Raw genomic sequence first — 15,081 nt, 5'->3', positions numbered from 1 at the left:
TCGTGTGTTAAGGCTGAGCAAACGGCTAATTGTCTTCCAGTAACGGGATAGCCGCTGACGAACTTGTTGCGGCTTAATTTCAATCGAAGCACCACCAGAGTGTCTCGCTGCAGGTCACTGGAAACTGCCATTGCTCATGGCCCTGGTTTTAATCAGAAGTGCCTTCTATTCATATGTTGCTCTAAACGCGGCAGGGGGAAAAATAATATGTTGCATAAAACGTGGTTAGTTCGAGGGATTCAAACATTTGGCTTGTTGACGCCATTATTGGCACAGGCCGATGTGGTCTCTGACAGCCGGCTGACGCTGGGTACCCGCAACTTTTACATCGATCGGGATTTCAAGCAGGACAACCCGGCCCATTCGCGGGTGGGCAGTTGGACTCAGGGGTTCGACCTGCGTTTCGCCTCCGGCTATACCGAAGGCCCGGTGCAGTTTGGCCTCGATGCAGAGGTGCAATATGCCTACAGACTGGACGGCGGTGGCGGGCGCGGCGATGACTCCATCATCCCTTACAGCCGAAGTCGTCAGGAGCAGGCCGATGAATATGGCCGTGGCGGGGCAACGCTGAAAATGCGCTATTCGAAAACCGAGCTGAAAGTCGGTGAACTGCGGCCGTTACTGCCAGTGGTGATCATTGATGACTCACGTCAGTTGGTCACGACCTATCGCGGTGGCCTGCTCGAATCCAAGGAAATCGACGGCCTGACATTGACCGCCGGGCGGCTGACGCAGATCGGTGCGCGTAACTCCTCCAACTACGAAAAACTGTACCTGCAGACCGGCTCGGGTGTGCGCCACGGCAGTGACGGGCTCAACCTCGCCGGGGCCAGCTATGCTTTCACTCCGTCGCTGACCGGTAGCTACTTCTACGCGCAACTGGAAGACATCTACCAGCAGCACTACCTGGGCATCACCCATCTGGCAGACCTGGGCGACGGCTATGCGCTGAAGACCGACCTGCGTTACTTCAACAACAGCGAAGACGGCGACGCTCTCTACGGCGACATTGACAACCGTTCCTATGGCGCCATGACATCGCTGAAAAAGGGCGGTCACCGATTCGGCGTGGGATACCAACGTATGCTCGGCGACAGCAACTTCCCGACACTGGGCGGTTATGTGCCGCAGCCGTTCCTGGTGAACTGGTCGCGGGTGGCGTTCATCAAGCCCAACGAAAAATCCTGGCAACTGCGTTATGACTACGACTTTGCCGCCATGGGGCTGCCGGGCCTGAGTTTCATGACCCGATACTTGAAGGGCAGTTCGGTGGACCGTGGCGACAACCTCAGCCAGGCCGCGGAGCAGGAGCGCAACCTTGTGCTGTCTTACGTGGTGCAAAGCGGTCCGCTCAAAGGCGTGGGCGTGGAGGCCGGCAATGTCGTCGCCAAATTCAGCCACGGCAATGACTGGGTGGAAAACCGCCTGATCACGACTTACACCTGGAAATTTTGGTAACGTCCTGCCCTGAAATCGGACACGGTTGCGCGCAGAAGTGACGCCTCGGGTAGCGCTTTACCCGTTGCGTCGCCCGCTCCTGGCACCATTGCTGTGCGCATCAACGCCGCGCAACGCGTTCGACATCCAGATAGTTTCCGATTACTAGCCGAAAAGTGCGGATTTCGCCTGTTCGCACCGGCTGGGCATAGCCCTTGCAAATCCAATGAGAATACGCGCCGAAGAGCGTGTCGATGTCCATTGCCGTGGGTGTGCTGTCATGACCGAACCAAATGTTGTCCAGTTTCGAGATATCCGCATAGATCGCTACGACCTGGCCGGTGCCCGGGCGTGGATGGCCGGCATTTGCGGGCCGCACGAACTGCAGACCTCGCAGCCGAACCGGATTCAGTTTCACCACAAGGCCAATGTGTTCAAATCCATGTCCACGACCTTGGGTCGGATGGAATACGGTACCGACGTGACCATCGGCGTCGAGGATGCCGAACACCTCAATTGCTACAGCCTCAGCCTGCCGATTCGCGGCGAGCAGGAGTTGGTCAAGGACGGCCGTCGGTTGTACTCCAATCAGGATCAGGGGCTGATCGTAACGCCGCACGAAACCCAGACACTGAGCATGGCCGGTGACTGTCACAAGATCTCCGTGGTGATCACCCGCATGGCCATGCGCCAGACACTGGAGGGCATGCTGCAACGTCCGCTGGAAATGCCGCTGAAGTTCGAGCCGGTGATGGACGCGGTCAACGGCGCCTCTGCCTCCTGGTGGCGGCTGGCCCGTTACTACATTGATGAGCTGGAGCGCGGCCACGACCTGTTCAGTCAGGTGTACTTCACCCGCGATATCGAAAGCGCGCTGATCAAGGGCCTCATCCTTTCCCAGCCCAACAACTACAGTGCCGAACTGCGTGACCAACTGGGCGTCAAGTTGCCGTATTACCTGGTGCGCGCCAAGGACTTCATAGAAAGCAACGCTCGCGAAGACATCCACCTGGAAGACATCGAGGCGGCGGCAGGTGTGTCCCGCTTCAAACTGTTCGAAGGCTTTCGCAAGCACATGGGCGTCTCGCCCATGGCTTACCTGAAAAAGTTTCGCCTCGGCGCCGTACGCCAGGAAATCCTCGAAGACGCCTCGGTGCGCAACATCTCCGTGATCGCGATGTGCTGGGGGTTTTCGCATCTGGGCCGGTTCGCCAGCGAGTACCGCAAGCTGTTCAACGAAACGCCCAGCGCCACTCTGCAGCGCAGCGAAGCCCGTCGCAACCGGTCGCTTTGATATGGCGACTTTCCACGCAGCCACTGCCAACAGCGTGGGTCTGAACTTATCGCTGATGTGCCGCGAGCCGGTCTTTACCAGCCGCTCGGCGCAGGAAACCCAGCACTTGATGGGGCAAGCGCTGGTGGAACATGAGCTGGACTGGCCGCGGGGCGGCGTCGATACGGCGTTCTATCGCGGCCAGGTCGCCAGTTGCGAACTGTATGCGCTGCGTTACGGCGGCCAGGTAGAAATCCGGCCGCAGCCATTTGAAGATTTCGTGCTGGTACAGATGCCGCTGCGCGGCAGCGCCACGCTTGAGTCCGACGGCATGGGCTATGCCGTCAGCCCGGGAGAAGTGGCGATCCTGTCTCCGCGCAAGCAGGCTCGAGTGGTGTGGGAGGAGGGTTGCGAGCAACTGATCCTCAAACTGCCACGGGCATTGCTCGACGCCGGCCAGAATGCGCTGGCCGATGACTTGCCATCGGACTTCACGTTAGCGCCGGTCAGCCGTCTGGAACGGCCACTGGCGATGCGCTGGTTTCGTCTGGTCAGCGAGTTGCTGGAGCACTTGCCCGAAGGCGAGTCGAGTGGACGGCCATCTCGCTGGTTACAGCATCTGGAGCAAAGCCTGCCGCTGTTTCTGCTCAGCCATTGTGGCGTTGCGCAACAAGAGTCGCCTTCGCCGCGGCAGCCCACCCGTCAACTGCAAAGAATCGACGCCTGCATGCGCGAACACCTTGCTCAAGGCATCTCCCTGGCTGAACTGGCGGTTGCTGTCGGGGTGAGCATTCGCAGCTTGAACACCTTATGCCAACGCGAATACGGTCAAAGCCCGATGGACCGCTTGCGCGGATTACGGCTTGAAGCCGCCAGGGAGTACTTGTTGGCGAGGCCGCACACTAGCGTGACTGAGGTCGCGCTGGAGTTCGGGTTCGGGCATGTGGGGCGGTTTGCCAATTACTATCGGCAGCGGTTTGGAGAGTTGCCGAAGCAGACGATTAAGTCTCAGGCATGAGGGGGGTGAGGCGGTCGGCCTGGCTCAGGTGGCGTGGTTCAATGACTGCTAGCCAACCTTGCGGGACTTGCCGGCAATGCCAAAACGAAAAACCCGCCATAAGGCGGGTTTTTGATGTTCAGAGATTTTGAAAGCCTTCTCCGAACCATGTCTGGCTCCACGACCTGGACTCGAACCAGGGACCCAGTGATTAACAGTCACTTGCTCTACCAACTGAGCTATCGCGGAATGGCGCCTATGTTACTGATTCAAAAAGAGAAGTCAAGCACCTGTTGGCAGCTTGAGCGATTCGTCGGGACGGACGGCGGTTTATCGGTGATTGGCGGTTACCAGAACCGCACCAGAGGTCTACCATGGCCGCCCGGAAGTGGTTACACGCGCTGCCGGCCATTCGCCGAAAAGGTACGCGCCATGAATCACCCAGCCTTCACACTTCGCAGTAACGAGGTGTCCGTATGAGCATCGCTCAAATCAGCCTGCCCAAAGGGGTCGGTCCGCACGCCGAAAAACTGTTCGACGCCATCACCCAGGCCAGCACCGCTGACGAATTGAATCGCGCTGGCGGCAAGGCCGAAGGTTTTGTCCTGGGCCTGGAAAGCACCAAGGCCATCAAAAGCCAGGTCGCCGAGTCGCTGTACGTCGCTTATGACGACGCGGCCAGCCAGCGCGCGACCGAACTGGCTTAACCGCCGAACGTCACGGTGGCGAGCATCAGTTTGGCGTAAAGCAGCGTCGCGCCCAGTTGCACCAGCCACAAGGCCAGACCGCCAAGAAATACGCCAGCCGCGACTTGCAGCACCAGGTTGTTGCCGCGTTTGGCTGGGGGGCGGGGCACAAAGTGGTCCAGCTCATCGCGGTCAGCGCGCAAATCATCGTTTTTCATATCGGCTCACATCAAATTCGGTGGTGTACACAACCCCTGTAGGAGCCGGCTTGCCGGCGATAGCGGTGGGTCAGCCAACCTGTTTATTGACGGGACGGACGCCATCGCCAGCAAGCTGGCTCCTACAAAGTAGATGTGTGCAGTCTAGAGGGCTTGGTTGGTGGGTTGAGAATTATCTGAGACAAATAAAAAACGGGAAGCCCAAGGGCTTCCCGTTTTTTTACCGCTCGACGACTCAGATCACCGCAACGATGGCCTTGGTTACGACATCGATGTTGCTCTGGTTCAATGCAGCGACGCAGATGCGGCCGGTGTCCAGGGCGTAGATACCGAACTCGTTGCGCAGACGGGTGACTTGCTCAACCGTCAGGCCGGAGTAGGAGAACATGCCACGCTGACGGCCCACGAAGCTGAAGTCGCGCTGCGGAGCCTGTTTCGCCAGCAGGTCAACCATCTGGGTGCGCATGCCACGAATCCGCAGACGCATTTCGGCCAGTTCTTCTTCCCACTGAGCGCGCAGCTCCGGGCTGTTCAACACAGCGGCGACGATGCTTGCACCGTGGGTTGGCGGGTTGGAGTAGTTGGTGCGGATCACGCGTTTGACTTGCGACAGCACGCGCGCGCTTTCTTCTTTCGATTCGCTGACGATCGACAGGGCGCCAACGCGCTCGCCGTACAGCGAGAAGGATTTGGAGAACGAGCTGGAAACGAAGAAGGTCAGGCCCGATTCAGCGAACAGACGCACGGCGGCGGCGTCTTCGTCGATGCCATCGCCAAAGCCCTGGTACGCCATGTCGAGGAACGGTACGTGACCCTTGGCCTTCACGGCTTCCAGCACGTTGTTCCAGTCCGCCGGGCTCAGGTCCACGCCGGTCGGGTTGTGGCAGCAGGCGTGCAACACAACGATCGAGCCGTTCGGCAGGGCGTTGAGGTCTTCCAGCAGGCCTGCGCGGTTAACGTCGTGGGTCGCGGCGTCGTAGTAACGATAGTTCTGCACCGGGAAACCGGCTGTTTCGAACAGCGCGCGGTGGTTTTCCCAGCTCGGGTCGCTGATCGCCACGACGGCGTTCGGCAGCAGTTGCTTGAGGAAATCGGCACCGATTTTCAGCGCGCCAGTACCGCCAACGGCTTGGGTGGTGAGGACGCGGCCGGAAGCGATCAGTGGCGAGTCATTGCCAAACAGCAGTTTTTGCACGGCCTGGTCGTAGGCGGCGATGCCGTCGATTGGCAAGTAGCCACGGGAAGCGTGTTGAGCGACGCGAATCGTCTCGGCTTCGACAACGGCGCGCAGGAGTGGAATTCGCCCCTCCTCGTTGCAGTAAACACCGACCCCCAGGTTGACCTTATTGGTACGGGTATCGGCGTTGAATGCTTCGTTGAGGCCCAGGATTGGATCGCGTGGTGCCATTTCGACAGCGGAGAACAGGCTCATTTTTGCGGCGGCTCTGAATGGAATGTGGAGGGACGTGTCGCGCTCCAGCCGAATGCACTAGAGCGGTGCACAAACGGGGAGCTAGTATAGAGGTCATCCGCGATTGATGGCGACAGCCGATTCGGCTTTTACCGTAAGTTTTTCCGATTATTTTTCGACCGTTAGTCGATTGATCGCGTCAAAGACTGTAAGGGATGTAGGACGTTTGCCTTGAAAGCGAAGGCAATCGACTCCACATTGAGCACAATCCAGTTTTTTCCTCGGGCGACCTCGGTCGTTTGCGGTCTTTCTCGTTCCTGTCCGGTTTGACCGCGCACGGGTGAACCCAGAGGTATTTCATGTCTGAATTCCAGCTAGTCACCCGCTTCGAGCCCGCCGGCGACCAGCCGGAAGCCATCCGCCTGATGGTCGAGGGCATCGAAGCCGGCCTGGCGCACCAGACGTTGCTCGGTGTGACCGGTTCGGGCAAGACCTTCAGCATCGCCAACGTCATCGCCCAGGTGCAGCGCCCGACCCTGGTGCTGGCGCCGAACAAGACCCTGGCCGCGCAGTTGTACGGCGAGTTCAAGGCGTTCTTCCCGAACAATGCCGTTGAATACTTCGTTTCCTACTACGACTACTACCAGCCTGAAGCCTACGTACCGTCGTCGGACACCTTCATCGAGAAAGATGCCTCGATCAACGACCACATCGAGCAGATGCGACTCTCGGCGACCAAGGCGTTGCTGGAGCGCAAGGACGCGATCATCGTCACCACCGTGTCGTGTATCTACGGTCTGGGCAGTCCGGAAACCTATTTGAAAATGGTGCTGCACGTGGATCGCGGCGACAAGCTCGATCAGCGTGCCTTGCTGCGCCGTCTCGCCGATTTGCAGTACACCCGTAACGACATGGATTTTGCCCGCGCGACCTTCCGCGTGCGCGGCGATGTGATCGACATTCACCCGGCAGAATCCGATTTCGAAGCGATCCGCATCGAGCTGTTCGACGACGAAGTCGAGAGCCTGTCGGCGTTCGATCCGCTGACCGGTGAGGTGATCCGCAAGCTGCCGCGTTTTACGTTCTACCCGAAAAGCCACTACGTGACGCCGCGAGAAACCCTGCTCGGCGCCATCGAGGGGATCAAGGTCGAGTTGCAGGAACGTCTGGAATACCTGCGCTCCAACAACAAACTGGTGGAAGCGCAACGCCTTGAACAGCGTACGCGTTTCGACCTGGAGATGATCCTCGAGCTGGGTTACTGCAACGGCATCGAAAACTACTCGCGCTACCTGTCGGGGCGCGATTCCGGTCAGGCGCCACCGACGTTATTTGACTATTTGCCGGCCGATGCCTTGCTGGTGATCGACGAGTCCCACGTCAGCGTGCCGCAGGTCGGCGCCATGTATAAGGGCGACCGTTCGCGTAAAGAAACCCTGGTGGAATACGGTTTCCGCCTGCCGTCAGCGCTGGACAACCGGCCGATGCGCTTCGATGAGTTCGAAAGCATCAGCCCGCAGACGATTTTCGTTTCGGCGACGCCGGGCAACTACGAGGCGGAGCACGCCGGTCGCGTGGTCGAGCAACTGGTGCGTCCGACCGGGCTGGTGGACCCGCAAATCGAAATCCGTCCGGCGCTGACCCAGGTCGACGACCTGCTCTCGGAAATCAGCAAGCGTGTCGCCCTCGAAGAGCGGGTATTGGTCACCACGCTGACCAAGCGCATGTCCGAAGACTTGACCGATTACCTGGCCGACCACGGCGTGCGCGTGCGTTATCTGCACTCGGACATCGACACCGTGGAACGCGTGGAAATCATCCGTGATTTGCGCCTCGGCACGTTTGACGTGCTGGTGGGGATCAACCTGTTGCGTGAAGGTCTGGACATGCCGGAAGTGTCCTTGGTGGCGATTCTCGATGCGGACAAAGAAGGCTTCCTGCGTTCCGAACGCTCGCTGATCCAGACCATCGGGCGCGCGGCGCGTAACCTCAACGGTAGGGCGATTCTGTATGCGGACCGGATCACCGGTTCCATGGAGCGGGCCATCGGTGAAACCGAGCGTCGGCGCGACAAGCAGATCGCCTTCAACCTGGCCAACGGCATCACCCCGAAGGGTGTGTTCAAGGACGTTGCCGACATCATGGAAGGCGCCACCGTGCCAGGCTCGCGCAGCAAGAAGCGCAAAGGCATGGCCAAAGCCGCCGAGGAAAGCGCCAAGTACGAAGCGGAATTGCGTTCGCCGGGAGAGGTCGCCAAGCGCATCAAAGCCTTGGAAGAGAAGATGTACGCCTTGGCTCGCGACCTGGAATTCGAAGCGGCGGCGCAGATGCGCGATGAGATTACCAAGCTGCGGGATCGGTTGATTGCGGTCTGATTTTGCGGTGGTTGTGCCGGCCTCATCGCGGGCAAGCCCGCTCCCACAGGGTTTGCCCGCGATGAGGCCAGTCAGGGCGATACAAATATCAACTAGTGCGCCTCGCCAGCCTTCAGTCCCGCCGGTAATTGCTTGGTCAGCAACACCGCAATCATGCTGATCCCCAGCGCAATCCCGACAAAGTGAAACGCATCGTTGTAAGCCATGATCGACGCCTGTTGATGCGCAATCTCGCTGAGCTTGCCCAGCGCTGCCGCTTCACTGCCCAACCGGTCGGTCAACGACGCCATCCGTTCGGCCACCTGTGGGTTGCTCGGCACAATGGATTCACGCAAATAATCAAAGTAGGTCTTGGTCCGCGCATCCAGTAACGTGGCGAGGAGGGCGATGCCAATGGCGCCGCCGAGGTTGCGCAGGATGTTGAACAGGCTCGACGCCGACCCCGCGTCCTGCGGCAGGATGTACGCGGTGGCGATCAGTGAGATCGTCACCATGATCAACGGCTGGCCGAGTGCGCGGATGATCTGGATCTGATTGAACTGCGGACCGGCGAAATCCGGGTTCAGCACCCCTGAGGAAAAACTCGCCAGGCCGAACAACCCGAAGCCCAGCGTGCACAGCCATTTTGGCGAGATGTACTTCATCAGCTTCGGCACCAGCGGAATCAGGAACAGCTGCGGCACGCCCATCCACATGATCACTTCGCCGATCTGCAGGGAGTTGTAGTTCTGGATCTGCGCCAGGTATAGCGGCAACAGAAAGATCGAGCCGTACAACCCGACCCCCATTCCCAGACTGGAAATACTCGATAAGCCGAAGTTGCGATTGCCCAGAATCCCGAGGTTGATCAGCGGATTGGGTTTGGAAAACTGCACGATCACAAAGGTGATCAGGCTGATCAGCGCGATGCTGCCCAGGGTCACGATCAGGTTTGATTCCAACCAGTCTTTGCGATGACCTTCCTCGAGAAATACCTGCAAACAACCGAGGCCGATACCAAGGGTGAGAATCCCCGTGTAGTCGGTGCTTTTCAGCAGTTCCCAGTGCGCTTCTTTCTTCTCGAGCCCGTACATCAGGCCGGCGATCATGATCAGGCCCGGCGGGATGTTGATGTAGAAAATGTATTCCCAACCCCAGTTTTCCGTCAGCCAGCCGCCGAGCGTCGGGCCGATGGAGGGCGCGAACGTTGCGGTCATGGCAAACATGGCCATGCCTTTGGCGCGATGGTGTTCGGGCAGTTTGATCAGCGTCAGGGTAAACGCCAGCGGGATCAGCGCGCCGCCGGTGAAGCCTTGCAGCGCGCGAAAAATGATCATGCTTTCCAGGCTCCACGCCATCGAGCAGAGCAGGGACGCGGCAAGAAATCCAAGGGAAACCCACACCGCCAGACGGCGCGCCGAGAGCAGTTGTACCAGCCACGCCGTCAGCGGAATCATGATGATTTCCGCAACCAGATACGACGTGGAAATCCATGAGCCTTCTTCCAGCGTCGCCGACAACGCGCCCTGAATATCCTTGAGCGACGAGTTGGTGATCTGGATGTCGAGCACCGCCATGAACGCGCCGAGCATCACGCTCATGACCGCGATCCAGTCCCGCCGGGTCGGTTCGCCGACCGGGCGGATCAGTTGATCACCGGCCATCGTCAGGGGTGTCTTTGATGTTCACTTTGGCGGTGACCGACATGCCCGGACGAATCTTGCCGCGCAACGGATTGTCCGCGGCGAAGGTCAGTTTTACCGGAATCCGTTGTACGACTTTGGTGAAGTTGCCCGTGGCATTGTCCGGGGGCAACAGGCTGAATTGCGCGCCCGAGGCAGCGAACAGGCTGTCGACCCGTGCGTCGATCGGTGTGTCGCTGTAGGCGTCGAACGTCAGTTCGGCTTTCTGTCCGGGCTGCATGTGGCCAATCTGGGTTTCCTTGAAGTTGGCCTGAATCCAGATGTCCTGATCCGGGACGATCGACAACAGATAGGCGCCGGCCTGCACATATTGGCCTTCGCGGGCAGCACGCTGGCCGATCAGGCCGCTGATGGGCGCGTGGATTTCGCTGCGGGTCAGATTCAGCTCGGCCTGGGCCAGATCCGTTTTCGCATTGGCGATCATGGCGTCGAGGCGCTTGATCTCCGCGCCGAGGGCATTGACTTGCTGGCGCTGACTTTGTGCGTCGGCCTGGGCCTTGGTCACCTGCGAGCGGGCGATGTGGTTGTCGGCGGAAAGGGTGGTCACTCGTTCTTCCGACACGTAGCCGGGTTTGCGCAACGTTTGTGCGCGGGACAAGTCGATCTGCGAGCGACCGAGGCTGGCCTGGCTGGACGCGACTTGCGCTTCGCTGGAGGCGATCAGGCTGGCCTGTTGCGTCAGTTTGCTCTGGGCTTGCAGGCGTTCGGCCTGGCGGGTGGCGAGGGCGGCGTTGGCGCGGTCGACGGCGAGGTGGAAGTCATCGCCTTCGAGCCTGATCAACAACTGACCCTTCTCGACGTGCTGGTTGTCCTGCACCAGCACCCGATCGATGCGCGCGCCCAACTGACTCGAGACACGGGTGATCTCGCCCTGGACATAGGCGTTGTCGGTGCTTTCATAAAACCGTCCCTTGAAGAACCATTGGGCAAAAAAGCCCCCGGCAATCAGGAGGACGATCAACAGGAAAATAAACAGGCGACGCTTGAGTTGGGCTGGCATGGGCAAACTGTAGTCGAGAAATTGTAAGGAAAGTTATCAGCAGGGGAATTTGGCATACAGTCGATAGTGGGTAAATGCCATCGGTTGATAATCGACCCTTCAGCGCGGCTCAGGCCCGTTGTAGACGCAAACTTGGCTTAAATGCCCTGCTCACTGGAGCCGGGCGGGCAACGCCTGTTACCATTCGCCCTTTGTTTTATCTTCATTTCGAGACTTGCCATGACCACCGTCCGCACTCGCATCGCGCCATCGCCTACCGGGGATCCCCACGTAGGTACCGCTTACATCGCTTTGTTCAACTACTGCTTTGCCAAGCAGCACGGCGGTGAGTTCATCCTGCGGATCGAAGACACCGACCAACTGCGTTCGACCCGCGAGTCCGAACAGCAGATTTTCGACGCCCTGCGCTGGTTGGGTATCGACTGGAGCGAAGGCCCGGACGTCGGCGGCCCGCACGGTCCATACCGTCAAAGCGAGCGCGGCGAGATCTATCAGAAGTACTGCCAGCAACTGGTCGAGATGGGTCACGCCTTCCCGTGCTTCTGCACCGCCGAAGAACTGGATCAGATGCGCGCCGAACAAATGGCTCGCGGCGAAACCCCGCGTTACGACGGCCGTGCGCTGTTGCTGTCTGCCGATGAAGTTGCACGTCGCCTGGCCGCCGGCGAGCCGCACGTGATCCGCATGAAAGTGCCGAGTGAAGGCGTGTGCGTGGTGCCGGACATGCTGCGTGGCGATGTCGAGATCCCGTGGGATCGCATGGACATGCAAGTGCTGATGAAGACCGACGGCCTGCCGACGTACTTCCTGGCCAACGTGGTCGACGACCACCTGATGGGCATCACCCACGTGCTGCGCGGCGAAGAATGGCTGCCTTCGGCGCCGAAACTGATTCTGCTGTACGAGTACTTCGGCTGGGAGCAACCGGAGCTGTGCTACATGCCACTGCTGCGTAACCCGGACAAGAGCAAGCTGTCCAAGCGCAAGAACCCGACCTCGGTGACCTTCTACGAGCGCATGGGTTTCATGCCGGAAGCAATGCTCAACTACCTCGGGCGCATGGGCTGGTCGATGCCGGACGAGCGCGAAAAGTTCTCGCTGCAGGAAATGGTCGACAACTTCGACCTGAGCCGCGTCTCCCTCGGCGGGCCGATTTTCGACATCGAGAAACTGTCGTGGCTCAACGGCCAATGGCTGCGTGACCTGCCGGTGGAAGAGTTCGCCAGTCGCTTGCAGACCTGGGCGCTGAATCCTGAGTACATGATGAAGATCGCGCCGCACGTGCAGGGCCGCGTTGAAACCTTCAGCCAGGTCGCACCGCTGGCCGGCTTCTTCTTCGCCGGTGGCGTGAACCCGGATGCCAAGCTGTTTGAATCGAAGAAACTGTCGGGCGATCAGGTCCGTCAGTTGATGCAGTTGATTCTGTGGAAACTGGAAAGCCTGCGGCAGTGGGAGAAGGACAGCATCACCGCAACGATTCAAGCGGTGGTCGAATCCCTGGAGCTGAAGCTGCGTGACGCCATGCCGCTGATGTTCGCTGCGATCACTGGCCAGGCGAGCTCGGTGTCGGTGCTCGATGCGATGGAAATCCTCGGCCCGGACCTCACGCGTTTCCGTCTGCGCCAAGCCATTGACCTGCTCGGTGGTGTATCGAAGAAGGAAAACAAGGAGTGGGAAAAACTCTTGGGCAACATCGCCTGAGGTTGTTTGACCCCACAGGAGCTGCCGGAGGTTGTGGTCTTTTGATCCTGATCTTCGGCTCTTCCCCCGAATTTACGGGGGGAGGGCGGTAAGTGATTGTTATGTCGGCAAAAAACTTTGGGAATTGTTAAAAATAAATTTGACACGTTTCCGAAGCGCCATTAAGATTCGCCCCGTCCTCAGCGATGAGGGGCTATAGCTCAGCTGGGAGAGCGCTTGCATGGCATGCAAGAGGTCGACGGTTCGATCCCGTCTAGCTCCACCAATTTACACTTCAAGATCTGGCCACACCGGCCTTGAAGCGATCAACACTCAGCGTTGATCTGTTGTATAGAAGGGTTTGCGTCCCCTTCGTCTAGTGGCCTAGGACACCGCCCTTTCACGGCGGTAACAGGGGTTCGAGTCCCCTAGGGGACGCCAGTTTTACAGAAGCGATGTTGCAAGATGTCGCTCCGCCGCGAGGCGAAAAATCCGGGGCTATAGCTCAGCTGGGAGAGCGCTTGCATGGCATGCAAGAGGTCAACGGTTCGATCCCGTTTAGCTCCACCAATTTTACAGTTCAAGGTCTGGCCACACCGGCCTTGAATCGATCAGCTCTCAGCACTGATCAGTTGTATAGAAGGTTTTGCGTCCCCTTCGTCTAGTGGCCTAGGACACCGCCCTTTCACGGCGGTAACAGGGGTTCGAGTCCCCTAGGGGACGCCACGATTACCCGCTCTGCGGGATTTTATAGGGGTCATTCAATTATTGAATGGCCCTTTTGTTTGTCTGGCGTTTGGCCAAATCCCCCATTTCTTTCAAACTGTTCTTCAGACCAGCGGTCGCATCCACGACTTGCGGAAAATTATTATGAGAATAATATTCTAGTCGTAATATTCGGAGGCAACGATGAACGATAAAAAAGCTCAAACCCGCGAACGCATTCTCAAGGCCGCTAGCGCAGCGCTGATTCAGCGTGGCCCGGCCGAACCGAGCGTGGGCGAAGTGATGGGCGCCGCCGGCCTGACGGTTGGCGGCTTCTATGCGCACTTCGAAAGCAAGGACGCGATGATGCTGGAAGCGTTCAAGCAACTGCTCGGTCACCGCCGTGGCCTGATTGCCGACATGGATGCCGAATTGACCGGCGAAGAACGTCGCGCGTTGGTGGCGGCGTTTTACCTGTCACGCAAACACCGGGACTCTTCTGAGTCGGCGTGCCCGATCCCGGCGTCCGTCGGTGAGCTGGGTCGCCTGCCGGACGCGTTTCGGGTGGCGTTGAATGAACACGTGGAAATGATGGTCGCGCAGCTGGCGGCCAGCCCTGAAGACACTGACAAAGCCTTGGCCGACATGGCCTTGATGGTCGGTGGTCTGGCTCTGGCGCGGGCGCTGGGGCCGGGCGAGTTGTCCGATCGATTGCTGCGCGCCGCCAAATCGGCGGTGCTATGACCTGAAGGCAAATGGCCTGAGGAGTGAGAGCGATGAGCACGTTGAAGTGGGTTCGTGGCGTTAATGGCACCTTGGGCTGGTTTGCACCGAAACTGGTCGCGAGCAAAATGCGACTGGCGTTCATGACACCGCGGGATCTGCCGCCGCGTGATTGGGAGTTGCCGTTGCTGGCGAAATCCGAGCGCATCACGCTCCGTTTCGGCCTCTCGGCGTTGCGTTGGGGGCAAGGCCCGGCGGTGTTACTGATGCATGGTTGGGAAGGTCGGCCGACGCAGTTTGCCAGCCTGATCACCGCGCTGGTTGAGGCCGGTTACACCGTCGTTGCTCTGGACGGTCCGGCTCACGGCCGCTCACCCGGCAACGAAGCTAACGTCGTGCTGTTCGCCCGGGCGATGCTCGAGGCCGCGGCCGAGTTGCCGCCGCTGCAAGCAGTCATCGGTCACTCGATGGGCGGTGCCAGCGCCATGCTCGCCGTTCAGTTGGGTTTGCGCACTGAAACCCTGGTGACGATTGCTGCGCCGGCGCGGATTCTCGGGGTTTTACGTGGTTTCGCCCGCTACGTTCGGCTGCCCCCAAAAGCCCGTTCCGCGTTCATTCGCCAGGTCGAAAAAGACGTCGGCATGCGTGCGGCTGCACTGGATGTCTCGCGCTATCAACTCGACATGCCTGGTCTGATCGTTCATGCCGATGACGACAACTTCGTCTCGGTCAAGGAATCTCAACTGATCCACGAGGCCTGGTTTGACAGCCGTTTGTTGCGGCTGGAAGAGGGCGGTCATCAACGGGTGCTCGCCGACCCGCGGGTGATTGATGGGGTGTTATCACTGCTGGCCGGTCGCAGCCTGCAATCGCGCCAATCGGCCTGAGCATCCG

12 protein-coding genes and 5 tRNA genes are annotated in these 15,081 nt (G+C 59.3%); 12 read left to right on the top strand and 5 right to left on the bottom strand.

The genetic code is table 11. The features are described from left to right. Positions 1–207: 207 nt before the first annotated feature. The 3 genes from ACI77H_RS03855 (at position 208) to ACI77H_RS03845 (ending at position 3,728) form a co-directional block, all read left to right on the top strand. Positions 208–1,458 (top strand): OprD family porin, encoded by a 1,251-nt coding sequence (locus tag ACI77H_RS03855; protein WP_407010435.1) that lies wholly within the window; start codon positions 208–210, stop codon positions 1,456–1,458. Positions 1,459–1,717: 259 nt separating this feature from the next. After that, the gene (locus tag ACI77H_RS03850) at positions 1,718–2,731 is read left to right on the top strand and encodes an AraC family transcriptional regulator (RefSeq protein ID WP_191623708.1); all 1,014 of its coding nucleotides are present in this window, start codon (positions 1,718–1,720) and stop codon (positions 2,729–2,731) included. Between the two features lies 1 nt (position 2,732). Continuing rightward, positions 2,733–3,728, top strand: a complete 996-nt coding sequence (locus ACI77H_RS03845) for an AraC family transcriptional regulator (RefSeq protein ID WP_407010433.1) — start codon at positions 2,733–2,735, stop codon at positions 3,726–3,728. Between the two features lie 152 nt (positions 3,729–3,880). On the opposite strand, the gene ACI77H_RS03840 is transcribed toward ACI77H_RS03845, so the two are convergent. Continuing rightward, positions 3,881–3,956: transfer RNA gene (locus tag ACI77H_RS03840), tRNA-Asn, on the bottom strand. 227 nt (positions 3,957–4,183) lie between these two features. Between ACI77H_RS03840 and ACI77H_RS03835 the strand changes: the two genes are divergently transcribed. After that, positions 4,184–4,414, top strand: a complete 231-nt coding sequence (locus ACI77H_RS03835) for a hypothetical protein (protein WP_008007186.1) — start codon at positions 4,184–4,186, stop codon at positions 4,412–4,414. Here ACI77H_RS03835 and ACI77H_RS03830 read toward each other — a convergent pair. Beyond that, the gene (locus tag ACI77H_RS03830) at positions 4,411–4,611 is read right to left on the bottom strand and encodes a hypothetical protein (RefSeq protein ID WP_407010431.1); all 201 of its coding nucleotides are present in this window, start codon (positions 4,609–4,611) and stop codon (positions 4,411–4,413) included. The two genes, ACI77H_RS03835 and ACI77H_RS03830, sit on opposite strands and share 4 nt — an antisense overlap. Positions 4,612–4,846: 235 nt before the next feature. Further along, entirely contained in the window at positions 4,847–6,043 is a 1,197-nt protein-coding gene (locus ACI77H_RS03825; RefSeq protein WP_407010430.1) for an amino acid aminotransferase, read from the bottom strand. A gap of 338 nt (positions 6,044–6,381) precedes the next feature. On the opposite strand from ACI77H_RS03825, the gene uvrB reads away from it, so the two are divergent. Beyond that, positions 6,382–8,397, top strand: coding sequence for an excinuclease ABC subunit UvrB (gene uvrB / locus ACI77H_RS03820; RefSeq protein ID WP_407010429.1), 2,016 nt, complete (start codon positions 6,382–6,384; stop codon positions 8,395–8,397). Between the two features lie 92 nt (positions 8,398–8,489). Here the strand turns inward: uvrB and ACI77H_RS03815 are convergent, their stop codons facing one another. Together ACI77H_RS03815 and ACI77H_RS03810 are read right to left on the bottom strand one after the other, a co-directional pair. Beyond that, positions 8,490–10,040 (bottom strand): MDR family MFS transporter, encoded by a 1,551-nt coding sequence (locus tag ACI77H_RS03815; protein ID WP_407010428.1) that lies wholly within the window; start codon positions 10,038–10,040, stop codon positions 8,490–8,492. Further along, entirely contained in the window at positions 10,030–11,079 is a 1,050-nt protein-coding gene (locus ACI77H_RS03810) for an HlyD family secretion protein (RefSeq protein ID WP_407010427.1), read from the bottom strand. Before ACI77H_RS03810 ends, ACI77H_RS03815 begins: the two co-directional genes overlap by 11 nt. Positions 11,080–11,298: 219 nt before the next feature. Here ACI77H_RS03810 and gltX point away from each other — a divergent pair, with 219 nt between their 5' ends. The 7 genes from gltX to ACI77H_RS03775 all read left to right on the top strand — a co-directional run bounded on the left by gltX (position 11,299) and on the right by ACI77H_RS03775 (position 15,074). Then, positions 11,299–12,780 (top strand): glutamate--tRNA ligase, encoded by a 1,482-nt coding sequence (gene gltX / locus ACI77H_RS03805; RefSeq protein ID WP_407010425.1) that lies wholly within the window; start codon positions 11,299–11,301, stop codon positions 12,778–12,780. 189 nt (positions 12,781–12,969) lie between these two features. Further along, positions 12,970–13,045 (top strand) — tRNA-Ala (locus ACI77H_RS03800). Between the two features lie 79 nt (positions 13,046–13,124). After that, positions 13,125–13,200 (top strand) — tRNA-Glu (locus ACI77H_RS03795). A 53-nt stretch (positions 13,201–13,253) separates the two neighbouring features. Continuing rightward, positions 13,254–13,329 (top strand) — tRNA-Ala (locus tag ACI77H_RS03790). 80 nt (positions 13,330–13,409) lie between these two features. Then, positions 13,410–13,485: transfer RNA gene (locus ACI77H_RS03785), tRNA-Glu, on the top strand. A 183-nt stretch (positions 13,486–13,668) separates the two neighbouring features. After that, positions 13,669–14,208, top strand: coding sequence for a TetR/AcrR family transcriptional regulator (locus tag ACI77H_RS03780; RefSeq protein ID WP_008028313.1), 540 nt, complete (start codon positions 13,669–13,671; stop codon positions 14,206–14,208). Positions 14,209–14,240: 32 nt separating this feature from the next. Beyond that, the gene (locus ACI77H_RS03775) at positions 14,241–15,074 is read left to right on the top strand and encodes an alpha/beta fold hydrolase (protein ID WP_407010423.1); all 834 of its coding nucleotides are present in this window, start codon (positions 14,241–14,243) and stop codon (positions 15,072–15,074) included. Positions 15,075–15,081 lie beyond the last annotated feature (7 nt).

Origin of the sequence: Pseudomonas sp. O230 (assembly GCF_045447035.1) — a bacterium.
GTDB lineage: Bacteria > Pseudomonadota > Gammaproteobacteria > Pseudomonadales > Pseudomonadaceae > Aquipseudomonas.
This window is presented reverse-complemented; position numbering and strand designations above follow the sequence as displayed.